The sequence below is a fragment of the Corynebacterium hansenii genome (assembly GCF_030408795.1).
Lineage (GTDB): Bacteria > Actinomycetota > Actinomycetes > Mycobacteriales > Mycobacteriaceae > Corynebacterium > Corynebacterium hansenii.
This window is the reverse complement of the sequence record NZ_CP047211.1, coordinates 446186-468605: the sequence shown is the minus strand read 5'-3', so window position 1 is coordinate 468605 and position 22420 is coordinate 446186. Positions and strand designations below refer to the sequence as shown.

General features: G+C 72.2%; 21 protein-coding genes. 4 read left to right on the top strand and 17 right to left on the bottom strand.

Annotated elements, in window-relative coordinates; all coding sequences use genetic code 11:
- The first annotated feature begins 72 nt into the window (after positions 1-72).
- Positions 73-930 carry a dienelactone hydrolase family protein gene (locus tag CHAN_RS02135; protein ID WP_048740273.1) on the top strand — a complete coding sequence of 286 codons (858 nt, stop codon included), beginning with the start codon at positions 73-75 and terminating at the stop codon, positions 928-930.
- A 129-nt stretch (positions 931-1059) separates the two neighbouring features.
- Here CHAN_RS02135 and CHAN_RS02130 read toward each other — a convergent pair whose 3' ends face one another.
- The 4 genes from CHAN_RS02130 to glmM all read right to left on the bottom strand — a co-directional run bounded on the left by CHAN_RS02130 (position 1060) and on the right by glmM (position 5026).
- Complete coding sequence (locus CHAN_RS02130; protein ID WP_290291244.1) at positions 1060-1446, bottom strand: hypothetical protein; 387 nt, start codon at positions 1444-1446, stop codon at positions 1060-1062.
- Positions 1443-3029, bottom strand: coding sequence for a hypothetical protein (locus tag CHAN_RS02125; protein ID WP_290291241.1), 1587 nt, complete (start codon positions 3027-3029; stop codon positions 1443-1445). The genes CHAN_RS02130 and CHAN_RS02125 overlap by 4 nt, the downstream gene beginning before the upstream one ends.
- Positions 3026-3328: a hypothetical protein gene (locus CHAN_RS02120; protein WP_290291239.1), complete on the bottom strand. Its 303-nt coding sequence runs from the start codon at positions 3326-3328 to the stop codon at positions 3026-3028. Before CHAN_RS02120 ends, CHAN_RS02125 begins: the two co-directional genes overlap by 4 nt.
- Before the next feature lie 354 nt (positions 3329-3682).
- The gene (gene glmM / locus CHAN_RS02115) at positions 3683-5026 is read right to left on the bottom strand and encodes a phosphoglucosamine mutase (RefSeq protein ID WP_290291238.1); all 1344 of its coding nucleotides are present in this window, start codon (positions 5024-5026) and stop codon (positions 3683-3685) included.
- A 178-nt stretch (positions 5027-5204) separates the two neighbouring features.
- Here glmM and CHAN_RS02110 point away from each other — a divergent pair, with 178 nt between their 5' ends.
- Positions 5205-7814: an excinuclease ABC subunit UvrA gene (locus CHAN_RS02110; protein ID WP_290291235.1), complete on the top strand. Its 2610-nt coding sequence runs from the start codon at positions 5205-5207 to the stop codon at positions 7812-7814.
- Between the two features lie 345 nt (positions 7815-8159).
- Here the strand turns inward: CHAN_RS02110 and CHAN_RS02105 are convergent, their stop codons facing one another.
- The 10 genes from CHAN_RS02105 to eccCa form a co-directional block, all read right to left on the bottom strand.
- On the bottom strand, positions 8160-8486 hold the full coding sequence (locus CHAN_RS02105; protein WP_290291233.1) for a type II toxin-antitoxin system HicB family antitoxin: 327 nt from the start codon (positions 8484-8486) through the stop codon (positions 8160-8162).
- 11 nt (positions 8487-8497) lie between these two features.
- Positions 8498-8764: a toxin HicA gene (locus CHAN_RS02100; protein ID WP_290291231.1), complete on the bottom strand. Its 267-nt coding sequence runs from the start codon at positions 8762-8764 to the stop codon at positions 8498-8500.
- A gap of 557 nt (positions 8765-9321) precedes the next feature.
- Positions 9322-9891, bottom strand: coding sequence for a 30S ribosomal protein S9 (rpsI, locus tag CHAN_RS02095; RefSeq protein ID WP_048740139.1), 570 nt, complete (start codon positions 9889-9891; stop codon positions 9322-9324).
- Entirely contained in the window at positions 9888-10331 is a 444-nt protein-coding gene (gene rplM, locus CHAN_RS02090) for a 50S ribosomal protein L13 (RefSeq protein ID WP_048740271.1), read from the bottom strand. Before rplM ends, rpsI begins: the two co-directional genes overlap by 4 nt.
- Positions 10332-10666: 335 nt before the next feature.
- Positions 10667-10957 (bottom strand): WXG100 family type VII secretion target, encoded by a 291-nt coding sequence (locus tag CHAN_RS02085; protein ID WP_048740137.1) that lies wholly within the window; start codon positions 10955-10957, stop codon positions 10667-10669.
- Between the two features lie 79 nt (positions 10958-11036).
- On the bottom strand, positions 11037-11366 hold the full coding sequence (locus CHAN_RS02080; RefSeq protein WP_048740135.1) for a WXG100 family type VII secretion target: 330 nt from the start codon (positions 11364-11366) through the stop codon (positions 11037-11039).
- 194 nt (positions 11367-11560) lie between these two features.
- On the bottom strand, positions 11561-12925 hold the full coding sequence (locus CHAN_RS02075; protein WP_290291225.1) for a type VII secretion-associated protein: 1365 nt from the start codon (positions 12923-12925) through the stop codon (positions 11561-11563).
- A complete protein-coding gene (locus tag CHAN_RS02070) occupies positions 12915-13247 on the bottom strand; it encodes a hypothetical protein (protein ID WP_290291223.1) in 333 nt (110 codons plus the stop codon). Before CHAN_RS02070 ends, CHAN_RS02075 begins: the two co-directional genes overlap by 11 nt.
- Positions 13159-14565: a type VII secretion protein EccCb gene (gene eccCb / locus CHAN_RS02065; protein ID WP_290291221.1), complete on the bottom strand. Its 1407-nt coding sequence runs from the start codon at positions 14563-14565 to the stop codon at positions 13159-13161. Before eccCb ends, CHAN_RS02070 begins: the two co-directional genes overlap by 89 nt.
- Positions 14466-16982: a type VII secretion protein EccCa gene (gene eccCa / locus CHAN_RS02060; protein WP_435384053.1), complete on the bottom strand. Its 2517-nt coding sequence runs from the start codon at positions 16980-16982 to the stop codon at positions 14466-14468. The genes eccCb and eccCa overlap by 100 nt, the downstream gene beginning before the upstream one ends.
- A 146-nt stretch (positions 16983-17128) precedes the next feature.
- Between eccCa and eccD the strand changes: the two genes are divergently transcribed.
- Together eccD and CHAN_RS02050 are read left to right on the top strand one after the other, a co-directional pair.
- Positions 17129-18505: a type VII secretion integral membrane protein EccD gene (gene eccD, locus CHAN_RS02055; protein ID WP_290291219.1), complete on the top strand. Its 1377-nt coding sequence runs from the start codon at positions 17129-17131 to the stop codon at positions 18503-18505.
- A complete protein-coding gene (locus tag CHAN_RS02050) occupies positions 18502-19647 on the top strand; it encodes a S8 family serine peptidase (RefSeq protein WP_290291216.1) in 1146 nt (381 codons plus the stop codon). The genes eccD and CHAN_RS02050 overlap by 4 nt, the downstream gene beginning before the upstream one ends.
- Before the next feature lie 4 nt (positions 19648-19651).
- On the opposite strand, the gene CHAN_RS02045 is transcribed toward CHAN_RS02050, so the two are convergent.
- From CHAN_RS02045 to CHAN_RS02035, 3 genes are read right to left on the bottom strand one after another with little or no spacing between them, the layout of a single operon-like run.
- Positions 19652-20434, bottom strand: coding sequence for an ABC transporter permease (locus tag CHAN_RS02045; RefSeq protein ID WP_290291214.1), 783 nt, complete (start codon positions 20432-20434; stop codon positions 19652-19654).
- Complete coding sequence (locus CHAN_RS02040) at positions 20431-21222, bottom strand: ABC transporter permease (RefSeq protein ID WP_290291212.1); 792 nt, start codon at positions 21220-21222, stop codon at positions 20431-20433. Before CHAN_RS02040 ends, CHAN_RS02045 begins: the two co-directional genes overlap by 4 nt.
- Positions 21219-22229 (bottom strand): ABC transporter ATP-binding protein, encoded by a 1011-nt coding sequence (locus CHAN_RS02035; RefSeq protein ID WP_290291210.1) that lies wholly within the window; start codon positions 22227-22229, stop codon positions 21219-21221. The genes CHAN_RS02040 and CHAN_RS02035 overlap by 4 nt, the downstream gene beginning before the upstream one ends.
- Positions 22230-22420 lie beyond the last annotated feature (191 nt).

The following is a 22420-nucleotide window of genomic DNA, read 5'->3' as shown; positions in this document are numbered from 1 at the left end:
AAGGGGAAATTCGCGCTCGCGTTTCCGTCGCTGGCACACATGGGTTTCGGCATTGCCGATATGCTGGTTTTCGTGGCTGAGAATCTGAAGACCCTCGTCTCCAATCTGTCGAAGCGCGGCCCGCACCGCGTCCTCGTCGGCGATCTGTCCTACGTCGGGTTGCCCGGCGTCGTCTACACGCCGGCGAAGGGCAAGGGCGTTCCCGGCATCGCGTTCGGCCATGACTGGCGCGCGCCGGTGGAGCATTACCACGCGACGCTGCGCCATCTGGCGTCGTGGGGAATCGCGGTGGCCGCCCCGAACACCGAGATCGGTTTCGTGGCCGATCACCGCGGGCTGGCCAACGATCTGGAGTCGGCCCTGCAGATCCTCGGCGGCGTCCGGTTGGGCGAGGGCGAGGTGACGGTGTCCCCGGCGAAGCTGGGGTTGGCCGGTCACGGCATGGGCGCGGGCGCGGCGGTGCTGGCCGCGGCGGGCCGCGACAACATCAGGTCAGTGTCCTGCGTGTTCCCGGCGGATACGTCGCCGTCGGCCGAGGCCGCCGCGACGAACGTGCGGTGCCCGGGCCTGGTGCTCGGCCCCGGCGAGAATCAGTGGCTCGACCGCGGCAACCCGAAGCGGCTGGCGGTGAATTGGGCGGATGACGTCATCTTCCGCGAGGTCGATCGCGCGGAGCAGGAGGATTTCTCCGAGACGTCGCTCGGCGAGCGTCTGCTGGGCTTCTCCAAGTCGAACGTGAAGCAGCAGGAGATCACCCGTTCGGCGCTGACGGGCTTCATTCTCGCGACCGTGGGCGACGACAAGAAGTATGCCGCCTTCGCGGAGCCGGACACGAAGATCAAGGGCATCACCAACCGCAGCTTGGAGTGGCTGCGCGATCAGCTGCCGGAGACCGAGTACATGCCGCTGCCCGGCCAGCCGCGCTCCTAGTTTTCGGATTCCGTTTTCGGATTCCACTTTTCCCGCCGCCCGGCCTCCCGGGCGGCGGTTCTTGTTTTTCGCCTGCTCCGCTCCGGTTGATCCCGTGCCTTTTGCTTTGCGACGCCCACCCGATCCCGGTCAGCCGCCCTTGTTCAGGATCGACCGCACCGGGCCACCGGCGATTCGACTCCCGTCGCGGGTCCGCCGGTCGCGTTCCCCGGCTACGGTGTCCCTCGCCATGGTGTTCCCTGCAGCGGTGTTCTCTGAGGCCACGTCCACGGCAAAGGCACCCTCGGCCATGGCATCCCCGGCAATGGCGCCATTGGCTCCCGCACTCTCGCCGGTGTTCGCGGCCCGCCGTTTCGGGTCGTGCCGGCGGTTGAGTTCGGCGATGGCGTCCTTCGCTTTGCGCAGTTCCGATTCGAGCCTCGCGCGGTGCGCGGCGACGGTGTCGTGGTAGCGCTGGACCGCAGCGTCGTAACGTGCTCGCTGCAGCGGGTCCATGCCCGCGAGCGGGTCCATCATGACCACTCGCCCGCCGACGGCGCATGCACCGCTCCGGATCCGGCGCGCGGTTCAGCTCCCGATTCAGAGCCCGGTTCGGAGCCCAGTCCAGAAGCGGAGTCCGCCGCCGGTTCATCCGTGGCAGGGGCAGCGGCCTCCGGTGCCGGCGGTGTGGCGGGTTCCGGGGCCGGTTCGGGCGCAGGCTTCGGCGCCGGTTCGGTTCCGGGAGCGGGCGCCGTCGAAACGGCACCGCCGTCGTTCCCGCCCGCAGCGTCGACCGGCGCACCCGCGCCACCTGCGCTGTTGACCCCGCCGTCACCCAGATTCATGTGCTCCAGCTTCCCTGCGGGAGGAGGCGGCTCCCAGGGCTCCGGCTCTGGCTCGGGCTCGGGTTCCGGCTCCGGAGCAGGTGCAGGTGCGGGCTCGGGTTCGGGCAGAGGTTCCGGCTCCTCGCATGCAACCGGAGCAGGCGCGGGCTCCTCGCATTCAACCGGAGCAGGCGCGGGTTCCGCGCATTCGGCGGGTGCGGGCGCGGGCTCCGCGCATTCCACTGGAGCAGGCGCGGGCTCCGCGCATTCGGTCGGAGCGGGCGCGGGAACGCAGTCGCCCGTCTGCGGCGGCATGCACAGATCCAACATTCCGCCGCCGTTGACTGCAGCCTCGATGCCACCGACCAGGGCACCCGTGACCTGCGCCGCGATCGATCCGACCACTCCGCCGACCACGTTCGCGATCGGCTGCCCCGCCGCAGCACCGCCCGCGGAACCACCCGCCGAACCACCACCGCCACCGCCGGCCGTACCGCCGCCGGAGCCGACCCCCGCACCACCACCGGAGCCGGCCGAACCCGTCGCCCCGTCGGACACGGGCGTCATTCCCGCGGGAGGCACCGAAGGCCCGGGCACGGGCGCCGGAGATTCGGGCGCGAACGGCACCGGCGACGCAACCGGTTCACAGTCGGCGACGACCTCGGGGCACTCCGGAACCGGCGCGGCATCGGACTCCGCCACGCACGCCTCCACGTCCGCGATGGCGCAGTCGAGCAGCTCGCCGACGCACACGTCCCGCGCCCCGATGATGCCGTGGACGCAGTCGACCAGCGACGCCGAAACCTGGCTCGCCACCTGCGCCGCCCCGGGACCGGCCCCGGGCAACGCCGAAGCGCCCTCGCACGCCGCGATCACGCCGCCGGCCGCACCGATCGCGCCCGTCATCGACGCATCCGCCGCCGCGGCCACGGTCGCCGCGGCATCGCCGGCGCACCTCATGCCGAACCCGGCGCCCGCCGCCGATGTCCACTGCCCCAGGCACGCCGCATCGGCGCCGCCCACCGCACCGGCCATGGCATCGGCCGCCGCACCGCCCAAACCGGCGAAGTCCACGGCACCGTTGCCCGCGGCATCGGCGCAGCCCACGTTCACGCCATCGGCCACCGCCCCGAACGCCCCGGAATCGAACCCGTCGACGGCCGCCGCGGCCGCGGTCACCTCCGGCACCGCGACCGGTGCCAGCGGCGGCGCCCCGTACGGCACGGCGCACGCATCCGCCGCGCCGAGCACCGGACCGAGCCCCGCCGCGCCCGAACTGATGAATCCCCCGTTCACGCAGAATCCCCTCCGCTCACATCGATCCGGCCCACGGCGTCGCGCGACGCCGAATCGGCGTCCTCCAGCGCCGCAAACTGCGCGGCCACCGCCGGCGCGTACTCCGCCAACTCGCCGTGCGCCCGGCGCCCGCGCCCGCGCATCGCCTCCACCGCGGCCTCCAACCGCGCGCCGCGATCGAAGAAGGCCAGGCCCGCCGCGAACGGCCGGAACCCCGGCACCGCGACCCACCGGCCATCGCCGTCGCCGGCCCGCCCCGTCACCTCCGACGCGACGCGCACCACCCGATCGTCCGACATCCGCATGCCATCGCCGAACTCAACCACGACGCTCCCCCATCTCCGCTGCGCCCACTCTCACGTCCCCCACTCCTGTTTTCCCTTCGCTCGATTCCGCTGCGTTCGATTCCCTTGCGTTCGATTCCCCCACGCGGCACGCGCCATCCGCATCATCCGCCTGGCACCCCGTTTAGACGCGCCCCGGCCCCCATCGGTTCCATCCGATTCCCCGCCGCCCCGGTCCGGGGGTGGCCGCCCCCACCGCGCCCACGGAAAAGAGCATGAAAAAAGCTTGACGACGCCCCACGCGCACATGGGACGTCGTCAAGCGAAAAGCAGCCCGCGAACCCGGATTCCGGGGCGCGGCCGCGGAAGCTACACCGCCGCGACCACCGCGGACAGCTCGCCCGCGATGCGGCGGGCGGTTTCGGCGTCGGGGGCCTCCACCATCACGCGGAACAGTTCCTCGGTGCCCGACGGGCGCAGCAGCACCCGGCCGGTGTCGCCCAGCGCCTCCTCCGCCCGCGCGATGGCCTCCTTGACCGCCGGGGCATCCGCGATGGCGGCCTTGTCCGCCACCGGCACGTTGATCAGCGTCTGCGGCAGCACCTTCATCACCGCGGCCAGCTCCGACAGGGACTTGCCGGTCGTCGCCATCCGCGCCATCAGGTACAGGCCCGTCAGCGTGCCATCGCCCGTCGTGGCGAAATCCGGGATGACCACGTGGCCGGACTGCTCCCCGCCCAGCGAATACCCGCCCGCGTTGAGGTCCGCCAGCACGTACCGGTCGCCGACCTTCGTGGTGCGCAGCTCGATGCCGTTGTCCTGCATCGCCAGCTTCAGGCCCAGGTTCGACATGACCGTCGCCACCAGCGTGTTGTGGTGCAGCAGGCCCTGCTCCTTCATCGCCAGCGCCAGCACGGCCATGATCTGGTCGCCGTCGACGATGTTGCCCTCCGAATCGACGGCCAGGCAACGGTCGGCGTCGCCGTCGTGGGCCAGGCCCAGATCCGCGCCATGCTCGACGACGGCCTTCTGCAGCACGTCGATGTGCGTCGACCCGCAGCCGTCGTTGATGTTGTAGGAATTCGGCGAATTGTGGATGGCCACCACATCCGCGCCCGCGGCGGCGTAGGCCAGCGGCGCTGCCTCGGACGCGGCGCCGTTGGCGCAGTCGACCACCACGCGGATGCCGTCGAGCTTCGCCGGCACCGCCTTGGCCAGGTGGAACAGGTACCGGTCCAGCCCGTCCGGGGCCTCCTCGATGACCCGGCCGACGCCGGTGCCCGTCGGGCCGCCCTCCTCCAGGTCCAGCAGCGCCCGCTCGATCTCCTTCTCCACGGCGTCGTCGAGCTTCGTGCCGCCGGCGGCGAAGAACTTGATGCCGTTGTCGGGCATCGGGTTGTGCGACGCGGAGATCATCACGCCCATGTCGGCGCCGTAATCGTCCGTCAGGTACGCCACCGCCGGAGTCGGCAGCACCCCGACGCGCAGCACGTCGACGCCCTTCGACGCCATACCCGCGGCCATCGCGGCGGCGAGCATCTCGCCCGACACGCGCGGATCGCGGCCGATGATCGCCGTCGGGCGGCGCTTGGCAGGGTTCGACCCCCGGGTCAGGACGGTGGCGGCCGCGGCCCCCAGCTTCATCGCCAAAGGCGCGGTGAGGGTCTTGTTCGCGAGTCCGCGGACACCGTCGGTGCCGAAGAGACGGGCCATGTCAGATGCATCTCCTGATCGTCGGGTGCCGACCTCCCGGTCAAGGGGCCGATTTCCGTATCCCGACATTGTGCCACCCCCCGCCCCCGCCCACATCAGCGGCCCGCACCGACCGTTGCCCGCCCACCCCCGACCGGAGGACAATGGGGGCTCGCCCTCCCCGACCCCGAAGGCCGCCATGTCCGAAGCGACCGTCCACCCGGCAAACGCGACCGCCCGCGCAGCCGCCTCCACCGCCCACCCCGCCGACTCCCACGGGCTCATCTCGGTTCGCGGCGCCCGCGCGAACAATCTCCGCGCCGTCGACGTCGACCTGCCGAAGCGGCGCCTGACCGTGTTCACGGGAGTGTCCGGCTCCGGCAAGAGTTCGCTGGTCTTCGACACCATCGCCGCGGAGTCGCAGCGGCTGATCAACGAGACGTACCCGTCTTTCGTCCAGGGTTTCATGCCCACGCCGGCGCGCCCGGACGTCGACCTGCTGTCGGGCCTGACCACGGCGATCGTCGTCGACCAGGAGCCGATGGGCTCCAACGCCCGCTCGACCGTGGGCACCGCGACCGACGCCGGCGCTCTGCTGCGCATCCTCTTCTCTCGCGTCGGCGAGCCGAAAATCGGCCCGCCCAACGCCTTTTCCTTCAACGTCGCCTCGATCTCGGGCGCGGGCGCGGTGACCAAGGCCGACGGCACGAAGGAACGCCGGGAGTTTTCCATCCTCGGCGGCCAGTGCCCGGCGTGCGAGGGCCTCGGCACCGTCTCCGACTTCGACCTGACGGCGCTTTACGACGCTTCGAAATCGCTCTCCGAGGGCGCCCTCACCGTGCCCGGCTATTCGATGGACGGCTGGTACGGGCGCATATTCGCCGGTTCCGGGTACTTCGACATGGACAAGCCGCTCGGCGACTTCACCGATGCCGAGCTCCACGACCTGCTGTACCGCGAGGCCACGAAGATCAAGGCCGACGGCATCAACGTCACCTACGAGGGCGTGATCACGAAGATCCGCAAGACGATGCTGACCAAGGACGTCGAGTCGATGCAGCCCCACGTCCGCGCCTTCGTGGAACGCGCCATCGTCTTCCGCCCGTGCCCGGCCTGCGGCGGGACGCGGCTCAGTGACACGGCCCGATCGGTGACCGTCCACGGCAGGAACATCGCGGAACTCTCCGCCATGCAGATCACCGACCTCGCCGAATGGGTCCGCAGCTTCGCCGCGACGGGGCAGTCGGCGACCATCGCCCCGTTGCTGGCGACGCTGCGGGAAACCCTCGAATCCTTCTCCGACATCGGCCTGGGCTACCTGTCGCTCGACCGCGCCTCCGGCAGCCTGTCCGGCGGCGAGGCGCAGCGGGTGAAGATGGTCCGCCACCTCGGCTCCGCCCTCACCGACGTCACCTACGTCTTCGACGAACCCACCGTGGGCCTGCACCCGCACGACATCGCCCGGATGAACGACCTGCTGCTGCAGCTCCGCGACAAGGGCAACACCGTGCTCGTGGTCGAGCACAAGCCCGAGACCATCGCCATCGCCGACCACATCGTCGACGTCGGGCCGGGCGCCGGTTCCGAGGGCGGCGAAATCCGCTTCGAGGGCGACGTCGACGGCCTCCGCGCCTCCGGCACCCTCACCGGCCGCCACTTCGACCACCGCGCCGAACTCAAGGAACATGTGCGCCCCGCCGCCGGTGCCCTGGAAATCCGCGGCGCGGACCAGAACAACCTCCGCGACGTCGACGTCGACGTGCCCCTCGGTGTGCTCACCGTGGTCACCGGGGTCGCCGGATCCGGGAAGTCGTCGCTGATCCACGGGGCGCTGGGCGGGGAGGGCGGCGGCGTCGCAAAGCAAGGCGGCGGCACTGGGCACGCCAGCGTGATCTTCGTGGACCAGGCCCCCATCAAGGGCTCGCGGCGCTCCACGGTGGCAACCTACGCGGGGCTCGCCGACCCGGTGCGCAAGGCGTTCGCGAAGGCCAACGGCGTCAAACCCGGCCTGTTCAGCGCCAACTCCGATGGCGCCTGCCCCACCTGCAAGGGCGCCGGGATGATCTACCCCGAAGTGTCCTTCCGCGGCGGCGCCGCCACCATCTGCGAGGACTGCGAGGGCCGCGGCTTCCAGGATGCCGTGCTCGAGCACAAGCTCGGCGGCCGCGACATCGCCGAGGTGCTGGCCATGACCGTCGCCGATGCTCTGGAGTTCTTCTCCGCCGGCGAAGCGCGGGTCCCCGCCGCCATGAAGATCCTGGACACACTGGCCGACGTGGGCCTCGGCTACCTCACCCTCTCCCGCACCCTGCCCACGCTGTCCGGCGGCGAGCGTCAGCGCCTGAAACTGGCGACGCATCTGAAGGGGCGGAAGTCGGGGAAGGCGGGTGCGCGCGGCGGCGGGAAGAAGGCGGGGTCGGGCGGCGGGAAGAATGACGCAGCGAAGGGTGGTGCGGTGAAGGCGGACGCGGCGACGAGTGATGCGAGTGCCGCAGTGAAAGCCGGGGCCGCGACCGCCGGCGAGGTGTTCGTCCTCGATGAGCCGACCAGCGGTCTGCACCTCGCCGACGTGGACAATCTGCTGGCGCTGCTGGACCGGCTGGTCGACGGCGGATCGTCGGTGATCGTGATCGAGCATCACCAGGCCGTGATGGCGCACGCCGACTGGATCATCGACCTCGGGCCCGGGGCCGGCCACGACGGCGGGCGCGTGGTGTTCGAGGGCACGCCGGCCGACCTCGTCGCCGCCGCGCGGGACGGCCGCGGGACGATCACCGGCGAGCACCTGGCGAAATACGTGGGGGTGTAGGCCGCACCGCGCGCCACACCCCGCGCCCTCCATCCCCTCCCCTCGGCTCCGGCGCCCCCTCCCGCCCCGGCGCCCCACCCCTCCTTCCACGCCCCGGCGCCCCACCCCTCCAGATGCGCCAGTTACATGCAGATGCACCCGTTGCAACTGGCGCATCTGCATGTAACTGGCGCATTTGCGAGATCAAGCGACTGAAACGGGCGCATCTGCGAGGCAGGCTGGCGGGAAAGGACTCACCCGAGCCTCGCCGAACCCCGAAAACGCGAAAACGCCCCCACCCCGAGCGAACCAGGGATGGGGCGTTTCGGTGAAGCACTCCACCGGCGAACCAGCTGCGCCGACGCCTCACGCGGATGTCAACCGACTGTTGATCAGGCGGTTCAACGACACTCCCTCTCTCGCGGCTTCCATAGCCAATCGTCGGTGAACCTCCACCGGCATCCGCAGTTGGAGTTTGCCCGAATACGTTCGTTCGCCGTAGGGGGTCGGGATCTCCTCGCCGGTTTCAAGCATGTCCTCTATCACGTCCTCCACCAGCGACGTGATCCCATTCAGCGCCGCATCGCGATTGGGGGCGAGCCACGACAACGAGCGGAACTCGAGGACGGTGCCCACGTACTCCTGATCCTCCGGTGACCAGGCGACCTGATAGGTGTAGTGATCGCTGCGCATGATGTCGCTCCTCACTGTTTTTCGTCCAACAACCGGTCGATCGCCTTCAACGCCTGGCGGACTTGGTACGGCTTGGCGTTTCCGCCTTCGCCCCGTTGCAGGTTGATGCGGGGATCTCCGATCCACGGCATTTTGTAGACGGCCACGTGCGACCCTTTCCCCGGCCTGCGCTCGAAGAAGTGGTCGCACACGATCCGAAGGTCGTCGAACGAGACGGAATCCGGACGTCTCCTGATTCTCCGAAGCCGCTTTTCGACGGCCTGCGGCGTTTCGATCACACCGTTTATGGTACCACTATTGGCACCATGGCGTGCGGCGAGTCGATGCGATTCGAGCCACCACCGCCGGTTTCATCGTCGCGGAAGAAAGCTTGTTCCATTGCTCGACGAGTCCACGCCGGCCGACCTCGTCGCCGCCGCACGGGACGGCCACGGGACGATCACCGGCGAGCACCTGGCGAAATCAGTGGGGCGTAGGCGACGCCCCGCGCCCCGGCGCCCCACCCCTCCTTCCACACCCCGGCTCCGGGCGCCCGCTCCCGCCCCGGCGCCCCACTCCTCCAGATGCGCCAGTTACATGCAGATGCGCCCGTTGCAACTGGCGCATCTGCATGTAACTGGCGCATCTGCGAGGCCGGCTGGCGGGAACGGGCGCACCCGAGCATCGCCGAACCCCCGAAAACGCGAAAACGCCCCACCCCGGGCGAACCCGGGATGGGGCGTTTCGGTGAAGCACTCCACCGGCGAACCGGCGGCACCGCACCACCACCGGCGAACCGGCGGCACCGCACCACCACCGGCGAACCGGCGGCGGCACCCGAAGCCGAAGCTTCGGTTTAGCGCTTGGAGTACTGCGGCGCGCGGCGGGCCTTGTGCAGACCGGCCTTCTTGCGCTCGACGGCGCGGGCGTCGCGGGTGAGGAAGCCGGCCTTCTTCAGCTGGCCGCGCTCCTCCGGGTTGTACTCGTTGAGGGCGCGGGCGATGGCCAGGCGCAGGGCGCCGGCCTGGCCGGACGGGCCGCCGCCGTTGATGTTGGCGGCGATGTCGAACTGGTTCTCGCGCTCGAGCAGGACCAGCGGGTCCTTGATCTCCTGCTGGTGCAGCTTGTTCGGGAAGTAGTCCTCGATGTCGCGGCCGTTGCAGGTGATCTTGCCGGTGCCGGCGGTCACGTTGACGCGGGCGATGGCGCGCTTGCGGCGACCGACGGTCTGGATCGGGCGATCCAGGGCGGCGGGCTCGGCGACGACGGCGTCGTCGGCCTCGACCTCGGCGGTCTCATCGACGAGGGCCTCGCCGATGGTCGAGGTGAAGTCCTCGGTGGCGGCTTCCGCCGCAGCCTGGACGTCGTCGTAGGTGGCCTCGGTGTTCTCGACCTGGGCCTCGTTGGTGTCCTGGGGGTTGGTCACTGCGCCACCGCCTTGATCTCGTAGTTCTCGGGCTTCTGGCCGGCGTAGGGGTGCTCGGAGCCGGCGTAGACGTGAAGCTTCTTGATGGACTGACGCGACAGCTTGTTGTGCGGCATCATGCCCTCGATGGCCTCGGCGACGACGCGCTCGGGGTGCAGCTCGAGGGAGCGTCCCAGGGTCATCGACTTGAGGCCGCCCGGGAAGCCGGAGTGGCGGTAGCGCATCTCGCGGTCCCGCTTGTTGGAGGAGATGTGGATCTTGTCGGCGTTGATCACGATGACGTGGTCGCCGCAGTCGACGTTGGGGGCGAAGTAGGCCTTGCCCTTGCCGCGCAGCAGGTCGGCGGCGTGGGTGGCGAGGCGACCGAGCACGACGTCAGTGGCGTCGATGACGTACCACTTGCGCTCGATGTCACCGTCCTTGGGGTGGAAAGTAGACAACATGACTCCTTTACGGGTCCGTGTGATTCTGCCGGCCGGTGTGCGCCGCGTGCCCTGCCCCCGGCGGCCGGTGGAGACCCGGGGAGGTTGTGCTCGCCGCTTTTTCGCTTGACGACGCCCGGCGTGGGGCGTGTTTCGTCGCGCGTGCGGGAGTGGGGTGCACACAGGCGGCCTACTTTACCGGTGCGGCCGCTGCAATCCAAAACGCGTCGGCGCCGGTGAACGGGTGCGGCCGATGCATCCGCCCCGGGTGCGGGGCGGTGGCATCGGCCGTCGTAAAGCAGTCCGTCGAGCAGTTCGCGCAGCGGTTCGTGAAACGGCTGCGCGGTGGCCGGTCAGCCCCAGCTGGCGGCGGCGCGGCGGTTGATGTCGGACATGCGGTCGTTGCCCTCTTCGACGGTGCGGGCGATGGTGTCCAGGATCTGGTTGAGGTCGGTGGCGGAGTCGTCCCACTTGCGCTGGGCTTCCTCGTACGCGACCGCCGAATCGCCCTCCCAGGTGGCGGTCATCGGGGCGATGCGGGACTTCAGGTCGCCGAGCAGCGTCTGGATGTGCCCGGAGGTGGCGCGGATGTCGGCTGCGCCGGCGGCGATGGAGCCGAATTGGTAGCGGATGGTGTCGGTCATGTGGTCCCCCTCGTGATGGTTGGTCGTGGTGTTCGGTGGCCGCTCGGCGGCCGGTGCGGTGCCCGGTGGGGCGCCGGCGTCACAGGTTCAGCAGCCCGCCGCCGGAGGCGCTGACGCGGTTGAGGTCCGCCACGCCGGTTTCCTCGCCGTCGTCGAAGGAGCCGGCGTTGGCGCGGATGTTCTCGGCGATGTCGGTGAGCGCGCCGGACAGCTTCGCCGCGGCCTCGTCCCACCGGATCATGAGGTCGTCGAAGGCCTGCTTGGCCTGGCCCTTCCACTCCCCCGCCAGGCCGTCGACGACGCCGCGGAGCCGGCTCAGCTCGCCGGAGACTTCCTGGTTGACCCCGTCGACGTCCCCCGCCGTCGTTTTCATCGTGCCGGATTCGGTGGTGAAGATTCCGTCGGTCATGTGATTCCCCCTCTATTTCTCGTGTCGTGCCCATCGTGTCGCCCGCGTCGTCTGCCGCGGGCGCGGGTTCCGGTGCGGAGGTCCCCGCACCGGGTCAGGTGGCCGGTGTGCGTTCCCCGGCCGCCACATGATTGGACGCGCCCCGGCGCCGATCGGTTCCATCTTTTTTCCGCCCCTCCCCCGGGCCACCCCCGTCACCGGCGCTCGTCCACTGCGGCGGTGCGCACTGCTTCGCCGCAGATCGGGCGGACCTGCGGGATCGTCGCGCCGCGGAATTGGCAGCCGACGGAGATCTGCCACCCGTCGACCACCCGGTGCTGCCACAGGACGACGGACCCGTCGGCTGGACGTTCCTCGTGGACCACGACATCGAGGCCCTCGAGGACCTCCCGGCGCACCGCGTCCATCCCCGGTGTTCCCTCCGCGTGTTCGGCGAGGCCGGCGGCCAGCGCGTCGACGTCCGTTCCCGCCGGCAACCGGCCGGCCGACACGAGCACGCGCATGGTGCCGCCGTCGACGAGGACCAGTGCATCGGCCCCGGCGGCGGCGTCGATGCGCCATCCCTCCGGCATTTCGACGCGGACGCCCTTGCCCGCCAGCTCCCGCACCGGAGGTTTCGTGCCGGCCTTCGGCGCCGCGGGATCGGTCGGCGCGGGCTCCGCTTCCGGCGCCGGGCGCGCGGCTCCGTCGGGTTCTTCCGCCGCGGCGGCCACCACCGTTTCGTCGCGCCACGCCGCCCCGACCGGACCGTCGACGATGAGGACGATCGCGACCGCGGCGATGACGCAGGCCAGAGCGGCTGCGGCCAGCGACGGCACGGGAAGGAGCCGGTGGCGCGGCCGTCGGGGCGCTCGTGAAAGGTCGCGGGCGCGGCGGCGCAGAGCGGCGATGTCCAGGCCATCGGGAACGTCTTCGACCGCGGGCGGGCCATCGACCACCCTCCCGTCGCCGGAGTCTCCATCGGAGCCGTGCCTCCGCGCCCCCAGCAGTTCAACCGGCACGGGGAACGCCAGCCAACCTCGCCGGCGCATGTCCGAAAGAAGGCGGTCGTCGTCCGCGGCGACGATGAACTCCGCATCCGAACGGTCGAGCACGTCATCGATGCCGGCGGCGTCCCCGATTCCCACGGCATGCCCGCCGCCCACATCACCCACCGCATCCCCGGCGGCCCCGAGCAACTCCGCGGCCACGTCGCGGATGATCTCGATCGCGTCGCCGCCTCGGAAGGACAACCTCGAATCGGCGAGCCCGGAGTCGAAGTCGAGGCGCGAGACGCAGATGCGGCCGGGCTCGACCTCCACGAGGAAACTGTGCCCCACGGCGGGGCGCTCCAGTCCCATCAGCTCGGTGGCGACATCCCCGATCCGGGGGTCGAAACCGCGCCGGACCAGCTCCTCCGCGAACAGCTCGCGGCGCCTGCCGCCCCAGTACGACGGGGTGATCACGACATCCGGGGCAGCGTCGAACCCGTCGATCGTCGCCGCATCCCCCTCCGGTCCCCGCGCCGCCGGACCCCAGGCGTGGAGCACCCGCGGGCCGGGATGGGCTTCAGCGTTCATCGGCATCTCCGTTCCCCTCCGGCGGCGCCACCTTTTCCTTTGACGGCAGCGCGACCTTTTCCTCCGGCGGCAGCGCCACCTGCATCACGCGCGGCGGCTTGCCGTGTTCGACCCACGTGCCGCGGCCGGGCGGGCGCTGCCGCAGGGCCACGCCCATCAGCGGCCCGTCGTCGCGGGAGCCGTCGAGCACCAGTCCCGTCGCGCCCTGGTCCTTCGCCGCCCCGAGCACCGGGTCATGCAGCGACCGGGTCGCGGCACCGGTGCGCCGGGCCAGCACCACGTGCAGGCCGATGTCCGCGGCGTGCGGGATGAACTCCCCCAAGCGGCGTCAGCGGCGACCCCCGCGAACCCGACACGAGGTCGTAGTCGTCCACCACCACCGCGATGTCCGGCCCGGTCCACCAGTCGCGCGCCCGCAGCCGCTCCGGGGTGACGTCCGGGCCCGGCAGCCGCCCGCGCAGCGCCGCGGCCAGTTCGGCGACCATCGGTTCGGCCACCGCCGGCGATCCCGCGTATCCCGCCAGGCGGTCCGCGGGCACGGCGTCGAGCAGTCCGCGGCGGTAATCGACCACCAGGAGCTTCAGCGTCGGCCGCGTCCGCAGCAGCCCGGCGATCATGGTGCGCAGCGCGGTGGTGCGCCCGGAGCCCGCGGACCCGAAGATCAGCAGGTGGCGGTCACGGTCGGCGTCGAAGGTCACGGGCGCCAGGGCGTCCTCGTCCAGGCCCGCGGCCACGGCACCCGACGCCACGGCCGCTTCGACGGCGTCCCAGCCGACCCGCGCTGGCAGGAGCTTCAACTGCGGGACCCGGGCGTCGCCCCGCGCGCCGCACGATCGGGCCACTTCGGCGACGTCGTCGGGCCCGCACAGCGCGATCAGCGCACCGCATCCGTCCGGCGACAGCCCCCGGCCCGGCGCGTCCGGCACGAGTTTCGCGGCCTTGCGGTCGATGACGGAGTCGATGGCCTCGGCCTGCCGCAGTTCGATGCGGGTGCCCAGCAGGTCGCGCACCGCCGGCCGCAGCTCGGTCCACCGGTGCGCGGTCAGCGCCACGTGCACGCCGACGGCCAGGCCGTCCGACAGGATCGCCTGCACACGGTCGCCGAGGTTCTGGTGTTCCTGCCGCAGCGCCGGCCACCCGTCGACGACGAGCAGCACATCCGGTTCCCCGCCGGCCCGCGCCTCGGCGATGGTGCGCCAGCCCCGTTCGCGGTGCCGTTCCTCGCGTTCGGCGACCTCCGACGACATCGCCGACACCACGCGGTTGAGCTTGTCGACGTCGCCGCGGTGCGTCACCGACGCCACGTGGGGCAGTTCCGCGAGATCCGCCAGGCCACCCGCGCCGTAGTCGATGACGTGGACGTGGAGCTTTTCCGGCGGCGTCGTCAGCGCCAGCGAGGCCACGAGCGTGCGCACCGCCGTAGATTTTCCCGACCGCGGCGCGCCGACGATCGCGGCATGCCCGCCGGGGCCCGACAGATCCACGACGTACGGGTCCTGGCGCTGCTCCAGCGGCCGGTCGATGAGCCCCACCGATGCCGTCAGCGGCGGCAGCGACGAATCGACGGCGTCGGCCAAAGCGGTGCGGGCGGGCAGCGGCGGCAGCCACACCCGGTGCGCGGCATGCGGGTGCCCGGCCATCGCGGCGACCGTGGCATCCAGGATGCTGTGCGACGGCCCCCGGTTCCGCGCCGTCTCCGATGCGTCGTCACGCCGCCGGCGCCGTCGACCGCCGGCCCGCCCGAGGCCGCGAACGCCGACACCCGCGCACCCGCAGCCGCCCCGGGGCCGTGCCGCCCGGCCGCGGCGACCGCGGGCACCGGCCCGGACACGTAGGCGGAGTGGAAGCGGACGGGCGCGCCCGCGTCGGTCTTGAGGAAACCCGCGCCCGGCGTGGCCGGCAGGTGGTGGGCGTCGGGGACGCCGAGGACGCTGCGGGATTCGGCGGCGGAGAAGGTCTTCAGGCCCACCCGGTAGGACAGGTGGCTGTCCAGCCCGCGCAGGCGGCCCTCCTCCAGACGCTGGCTGGCCAACAGCAGATGCATGTGCAGCGAACGGCCCAGGCGGCCGACGGCCACGAAGAGCTCGGCGAACTCCGGACGGTGGCCCAGCAGCTCCGAGAACTCGTCGACCACGATGACCAGCGCCGGCAGCGGCTTCAGGTCCGTGCGGCCGGCCCGGCGCGCGGCCTCGTACTCGGCGACGCCCGGGAAGTTGCCCGAGGAACGCAGCAGCTCCTGGCGGCGGGTCATCTCGCCGCGGATGGCGTCCTGCATGCGGTCGACGAGGACGAGCTCGTCGGCGAGGTTGGTGATCACCGCCGACACGTGCGGCAGACCCTCCAGTCCCAGGAACGTCGCACCGCCCTTGAAGTCCACGAGCACCAGGTTGAGCTGGTCCGGGCCATGCGTGGCGGCCAGCGCGAGCACCGCCGACTTGAGGAACTCCGACTTGCCCGACCCCGTCGCGCCGATGCACAGACCGTGCGGGCCGACGCCGCCCTCGGCGGATTCCTTCAGGTCCAGGTGCAGCACCGACCCGTCCGCGCCGAGCCCGACCGGGATGCGCAGGCGCTCGGGACCGAGGCGCTCGCGGAAGCGCAGCACCGCCGGCGGCGGCGCCAGATCCAGCTCCGCCAGCACGGGGTCGCGTTCCACGGCGCCATCGCGATTGGCCCGCTTCGGGGCATGCGGCGACAGCCTCCGGGCGAGCGCCTCCGCCGCGCCCGCGCCGAGCGCGTCGGCGGCGGCGATGTCCTCCTCACCCGCGGCGGTGGTCGCGCGCACCCGGCCCCCGGAGACGGTCAACGCGAGACCCGACGCGACGGCGGCGGCCATGGTCCGGCCACCCGCTCCGCCCGCACCTCCCGCGACGTGGGCACCGCCCGTCCCGCCCGAACCGCCATCACCTCCCGCACCGCCCACCGGCACGGCGAGGACGGACACGATGCCATCCGCCGCGGGGCGCATCCCGAGCAGCGCGTCCAGGTGCCCGGGTTCCCGATCCAGGTCCCGGCCATCGGCGACGATCACGAGCAGCGGCACATCGACGCCGGCCAGGGCGTCGGCGAGCTCCGGCACCGTCGATGCGCGCAGCCTCGCCGGCCCCGACGCATCCGCCCGGCGCGGATGGGCGTTGTGGGGCAGCCACTTCGCCCACTCCCACTCCGGGCCGACGCCGACGACGGCGATGGCCAGGTCCTCCGGGTGATGGGCCACCGCCAACTGCGCGATCATCGCCCGCGCCAGCGCCAGGGCCGCATCCCCGTCACCGCCCAACGCCACCAGGGGGAACGCCCGGACGTCGACGGCGATGGGCAGATCCGGCACCGACCGCGCCGACCTCACCACGTGCCGCAGCGCCACCGCCGACACCGGGTCGAGCTTCTCCGGGGCGGCCACCGCAGGCGGCGTCACCGGCGTGGCCGGACCGTGGGGGCCGGTGCCGATGCGCACCGCGCCGAAATCATCGTCGCCCGGGTCGCGCTCCCACATGCGCCACGTGCCCGCGAAGGTCCAGGCATCGGCGGGGTCGGGGTGGACGTGGACCACGCTGGCCCGCTGCATGCCCACCGCCACCGCCACCGCCACCGCCCGGCGCACGCTGGCCAGGTGCCGCTGGTAGTCGCGCCGGGCGGGCCCCGCATCGGCCGCGCCCGACGCACCGCCGGCCATCATGCCCAACGTCGAGACCACCATGAGCAGCGGAAACATGAACGTGATCGGGTTGCGCCCCGAGCCCGACACCACCATCACCGCGACCATGCCCACCACCGCGACGAGCATGACCACGGGCAGCAGCGCCCGCATCAGCGGCACCGGCTTCGCTTCCGGCGCCTCCGGCGGCGCATCGGGCCGGATGTCCCCCGGCCTCGGCTGCGGCCCGGGCACCCTCGGCGGGCGTTCCGGCGCCGGCCGCGGCTCCATCGCCACGGCCATCCCCGCCACCCCCGGCATCCCCGCCGCCGCTCCCGCCACCGCAGTCCCCGCGGCACCCCGTGCCGTGGCCGCGGCGGTGCCGCCGTCGGCCGTCGTCAAGCGCGTGCGCGCATCCCCCATCGTCGAAGCCCTCCCCCGAGTGACCCAGCCTCTTCGGCTGGACGCGACGCAGAGCATAGGCCACCCTGGATGGGCGCGCCCGGCCAACGGGGGAGCGGGCGCACGGGAGACGCGGGGGCGGACGGCCACCGCGGGTTGGGGGAATCATGTCGCCGACGGCGTCGATGCTGCGGATCCGGGTCGATTTGCTGCCCGGGGACGGACCTGCGCGGAGGGCGGATCTGCTCGTCCCGGCGGAGGCGCCGGTGGCCGCCGTGCTGCCCGAGATGCTCGACATGTTCGGCTCCGGCGCCGCGCCGGGGGCGTCGTGGCGGGCCCGGCTGCCCGACGGGACCATCGCCGATCCCGAGTCCGGCCTGGCCGGGGCGGGGGTGCGCGACGGCGACCGCATCGTCATCGTCGACGATCCCGGGCCCGCGCCGCCGCCGATGGTGATCGACGTCGCCGACGTGCTCGCCGACGGCGCGCCCGGGGTCGGGGTCGCAGATGCCGCCGTCGGCCTGTCCGCGGCGTCCGCGGCGACCGTCGCCACCGTGGCCGGGGTGCTGGCGATGTCGCCGCAGGATCCGGTGCTCGCCGCCGGGGTGGCGGGCGCGATCGCGCTGGCGGCGGGCGGGGGCCTGCGCATCGCGCTGCGCCGGGGCGGTTCCGCCGCGACGGCGCTGTTCCTGGCCTGCCAGGTTCTGGTGTTCGCGTCGGTGGCCGGTGCGGTGCTGACCGGCATCCGCGCCGCCGACGTCGGCGCGGATTGGCGGTTCGCCGCGGGCCTGGTCCCGGGTGCGCTGGTCGCGTCGTCGGCGCTGCTGGTGCCGTGGCCCGCCCGGCGTGACGTCTCCGCGGCGCTGACCGCGGCCGGTGCGGGCGGGGCCGCGATGGCCGTCGGCGCCTCCGGGTACGCGGCGGCGCTGGCCTGGTCCGGCGAGGTCCTCCCCGCCGCCGCGTTGACCATCGCCCTGGCCGTGATCGGCGTGGCGGCGGCCCCGGGTCTCGCCGTCGCGGCGGCCGGGGTGCGGGTGCCGCGCATCCCCGCCGCGGGAGAGCCCTTCCCGGACGACCCCGACCCCGATGACCCCGTCGACGCCGTCGCCTCGCGGGCGGGCCGGCTTCTCGACGGCATGGTCGCGGGGTGGGCGGCGGTCCTCGTCGCGGCGGCCGCGCCGATCGCCGCGGGATCGCCGGACGGCTGGTCGACGGGGCTGCTCGCGGCGGCGACGGTGCTGTGCCTGATCCAGTCCCGGGGCCATGCCCGGCTGATCCCGTCGGCGGCCCTGGGCTGCGCCGGCGCCGCACTGCTCATCGGTCTCGCGCTGGCGCAATGGGACGCGGGCCGCTGGCCGATCGCGTTGCTCCTCATCGCCCCGCCCCTGGCGGCGACGGCCGTCGCCGCCGTGCCCGCCGCGCGCGTCACCCCGACCATGCGGCGCGTGCTCGAGCTCGTCGAGGCCGTGTCCATCGCCGTGTCCCTGCCGCTCGCGGCCGTGGTGGCGGGGATCCCCGAGCTGGCGGCGGGGCTGGTCCGGTGAGCCGGCGCCTGCGCGCCGCCGCCTGGTCGGCGGGGCTCCTGTGCTTTGCGACGGCCATCGTCGGCGCCCCTCAGCCGGCCGCCCAGACCCGGTGCACGGAGGCCGCGGCGTCATCGACGGCGATCCTGTCCGAACCGACCGGCGCCGAACGGGCGCTGCGGTTCCGGGATGCGTGGCCCCTGGCCGACGGCGCGGGCATCACCATCGCGATCATCGACACCGGAGTGGCGGATCACCCGCGGTTGGGAGGCGTCGTCGACGGCGGCGACGTCACCGGCGGGGAGGGCGCGTTCCACGATTGCGACGCCCACGGGACCTTCGTCGCGGGGTTGGCGGCGGGTCGGCCCGGCGCGGATTCCATTGCGGGCGTCGCGCCGGGGGCGACCGTGCTGAGCATCCGCCACACCACGGGAGACGAGGGCACCCTGCTGTCGCTGGCCACGGCGATCGATTCGGCGGTGGCGCAGGGGGCGCGGGTGATCAACATCTCGCTGACCTCGTGCGCCCCGCCGGGGGCCGTGCCGCCCGGTGCCCCGGACGTCGCCGAGGCGGTGCGCGGTGCGGACGATGCCGGTTCGGGTGCGGCGGTGACCGGCGCAAACGGTGCGGGTTCGGGCGCGGCCCCGGCGGCGGGCAACGACGGAGAGGCCGTTGCCGCCGGCTACGCGGTGACCGCGGAGTGGGTCGACGTCGCGGCACCCGGCGGTCCCGTCGCCGGGCCCGCGCCGGATGGCGAGACGATGGCGGACCTCCGGGTGACGGGTTCCCGGGCGGCGCCGATCGTCGGCACGAGCTTCGCCGCGCCGCTGGTGTCGGGCACGGCGGCGCTGATCCTGTCGCGCCATCCGGCGCTGTCGCCCGCCGAGGTCCGGGAGATCATCGCCGCGACGTCCTCGCCCGTGGCGTCGACGCCGGGCATCGGCATCGGCGTGGTCGACCCGGTCGCCGCCGTCAACTGGGCGGGCGCCGCAAGCCCCGGGGCCCCGGCGGGCGCCGCGCCCCCGCACCCGCCGCCCCGTCCCGACCCGGTTCCGGGGTCGAGGGTGCGGATCCTCTTCCTTGGCGCGGTGGTTTCACTGGCCGCTTCCGCGCTGTGGGCCGCGGGATCGGCCCGTTCCGCGAACCGGGGCGGACGGCAGTGACTTTTCAGCGCCGGGTGGAGGTGGTCTTGCGGGCGAGGATCAGAAGACCCAGCGCCGTGAGCGCGGCGAACCAGGCGACGAACGGAATGACCGCCGCGGCGGTGACGTCACCGTCCATGAACGCGTTCATCAGCTCGAGCACCGCAGTCACCGGGGAGAAGTCGACCATCGGCCGCAGAGGTTCGGCGTACAGCTCCCGCGGCATCATTCCGGGATTGAGGAACATCGCGACCATGACCAGGGGAACGAAGCTCATCGCCCCCTGCGGGGTGTCGACCATGAAGCCGAGCATCACGCCGATGGAACCGGACGCCAGGGCCACCGCCATCAGAATCGCGAGAGTCCCCGCCAGCGCCGCCGGAGAACCGAAATCGGCGCCGAGGACCAGGCCAACCGCGACCGCCGAGAGCATCGACAGCCAGGAGATCACCGACGAGGCGAGGATGCGCCCGGCCATGCCCGCGAAGCGGGGGCCCGGGACCGTCGCCAACCTGTCCGGCAGGCCGTCATGGCGTTCCTGCACGATGCCGCCGGCTCCGATCAGGGCGACCGTGAACGCCTGGGACACCGCGATCATCACCGAGATCGACGCCATGTTCATCGGGACGCCGCTGAACTGCTCGACCATCCCGGAGAACATGATCTTCATGATCACGAGCATGACTATCGGCATCATCACGGTGGAGAAGACCGATGCGGGGGATCGGCGCCAGCGCTTCAGCAGGCGCCCGGCGTGGACGCCGACGGCGCCGGCCCAGCCGATGTGCAATCCTTCCCTCGTGCTCATCGCTGCCTCCTGAATGCCGCGGCGACCCACCAGCCGCCGAGGACCAGTCCCAGCACCAGCCACGCCAGGGCCTCCCAGCCTTCGCTGCCCGGGCCCCGCCCCATGAGGAAGGCGCGGTTGGTCTCGATCATCACCGTGAACGGCATGTGCGCGATGACGGGTTCGATCCACTCGGGGAGGGCCGACAACGGGATGAAGGCGCTGGAGAGCATCAGCAGCGGCATTTCCACGCCCTGGATCAGCCCCGCCATTTGCACGGGATGCCGCCGCGAACGCAGCGCCAGCCCGCAGAACGCGAGCACCAGAACCTCCCCCATCAGCAAGGCCAGGAGGCATGCGAGCAGCAGCCCCATCACGCCCGCGGGCTTCGCGCCGCAGAGCAGGCCGATGGCGACGACCGCCAGCACGGAGAGCAGGGAGCGCACCAGATCGGTGATCATGCGCGCGCCGACGGCCACCAAAGCGGGGATCGGCATCGCGCGCAGCCTTCCGATCAGCCCGCTTTCCACGTCCACGGCCAGGGCCATGCAGGACCCGCCGGCGGTGAACATGACGGCCTGGAACATCGATCCGGCCATCAGGAACAGCGCGTAGTCGAATCCGGATTCCTTGGCCGCGTGCCCGAATACGACCCAGAACGCGAGCATCATCATGCCGGGGATCACCAGGGCCGACACCAGTGACGCGGAGTTGCGGAACAGCCGCAGGTTGTTGCGCGTGACGGCGCCGGCCAGGGCGTGGGCGGCCGGGGGCCTCCGGCCGGTCAGGGTTCCTGCGGGGTGGGTCACGGCCGGTTCTCTCCGCCCGCTCCGCCGCCGGCGAAGGCGGTGCCGAGGAAGACGTCGTCCAGCGAGGGCGGGGTGATCGCGGCGGAGACGATCTCCGGCCCGGTGGACCCGAGCGCGCGGGTCGCCCCGATCAGATCCTCCGTCCCATCGTGGGCGATGAAGGAGACTTCCAGGGCATCGACGGTGAAGTCCTCCCGCGGGCGGCCCAGGCTCTCCGGCAGGGTGTGCGACGCCGCGCGCCGCGCCGATGCCTCATCGTCGAAACCGAGGCAACACCGCGGGGCGCCGAATTTCCGGCGAAGCTCCGACGGGGAACCCTGCGCCACGGTGCGCCCGTCCCTCAGCAGGACGACGTCGTCGGCCAGCCGCTCGGCTTCGTCGAGGTATTGGGTGGTCAACAGGATGGCCACGCCGCGGCCGCGCAGTTCGTCGACCATCGCCCACAGCTCCCGGCGCGACAGGGGGTCGAGACCGGTGGTGGGTTCATCGAGGAACAGCAGCTCGGTTTCGACGATCATCGACGCCGCGATGTCCAGCCGCCGCCGCATGCCCCCGGAATACGCGGAAACCCGCTGATCGCCGGCGTCGTCAAGCCGGAATCGCTTCAGCAGCTCATCCGCGCGGGCGGCGGCTCCCGCCCTGCCGAAGCCGTTGATCCGGGCGAAGAAGATCAGGTTCTCCCGCCCGGTCAGTTCCCCGTCCACCGCGGCGAACTGCCCGGTGAGCGAGATGTGCTCGCGGACCTCGCGGGCGCGGGCGACGACGTCGGCCCCGCACACCAGAACCGTCCCGGAGCTCGGCATCAGCAGGGTGGTGGCGATGTTCACCAGCGTGGTCTTGCCGGCGCCGTTGGCGCCGAGCAGGGCGACCGTTTGCCCGCGGCGAACGCGGAAGCTCACCCCGTCCAGCACCCGTTTGGCCCGGGGGCCGTTTCCGTAGGTCTTGCAGAGGTCCCGGACATCGAGCACCACATCATCCGGCGGCGCCCCCTCCGTGGGTTGATTCATGCGCGTTCCTTCCGAGAAGAATTCCGTCTGCGATCCATTACGGCGAACCGTAGCCTTACCTCACATCACCCGGCAAGGTTTGACTTATTTTACCTTTTCGCGCGCCCGTCACCCGCACCGATCGCCGCGAAGGTGAGTCGTACCCGTCGCCCCGGCACCGGGCGCCCCACCACACCGCCCGCTGCCGACCG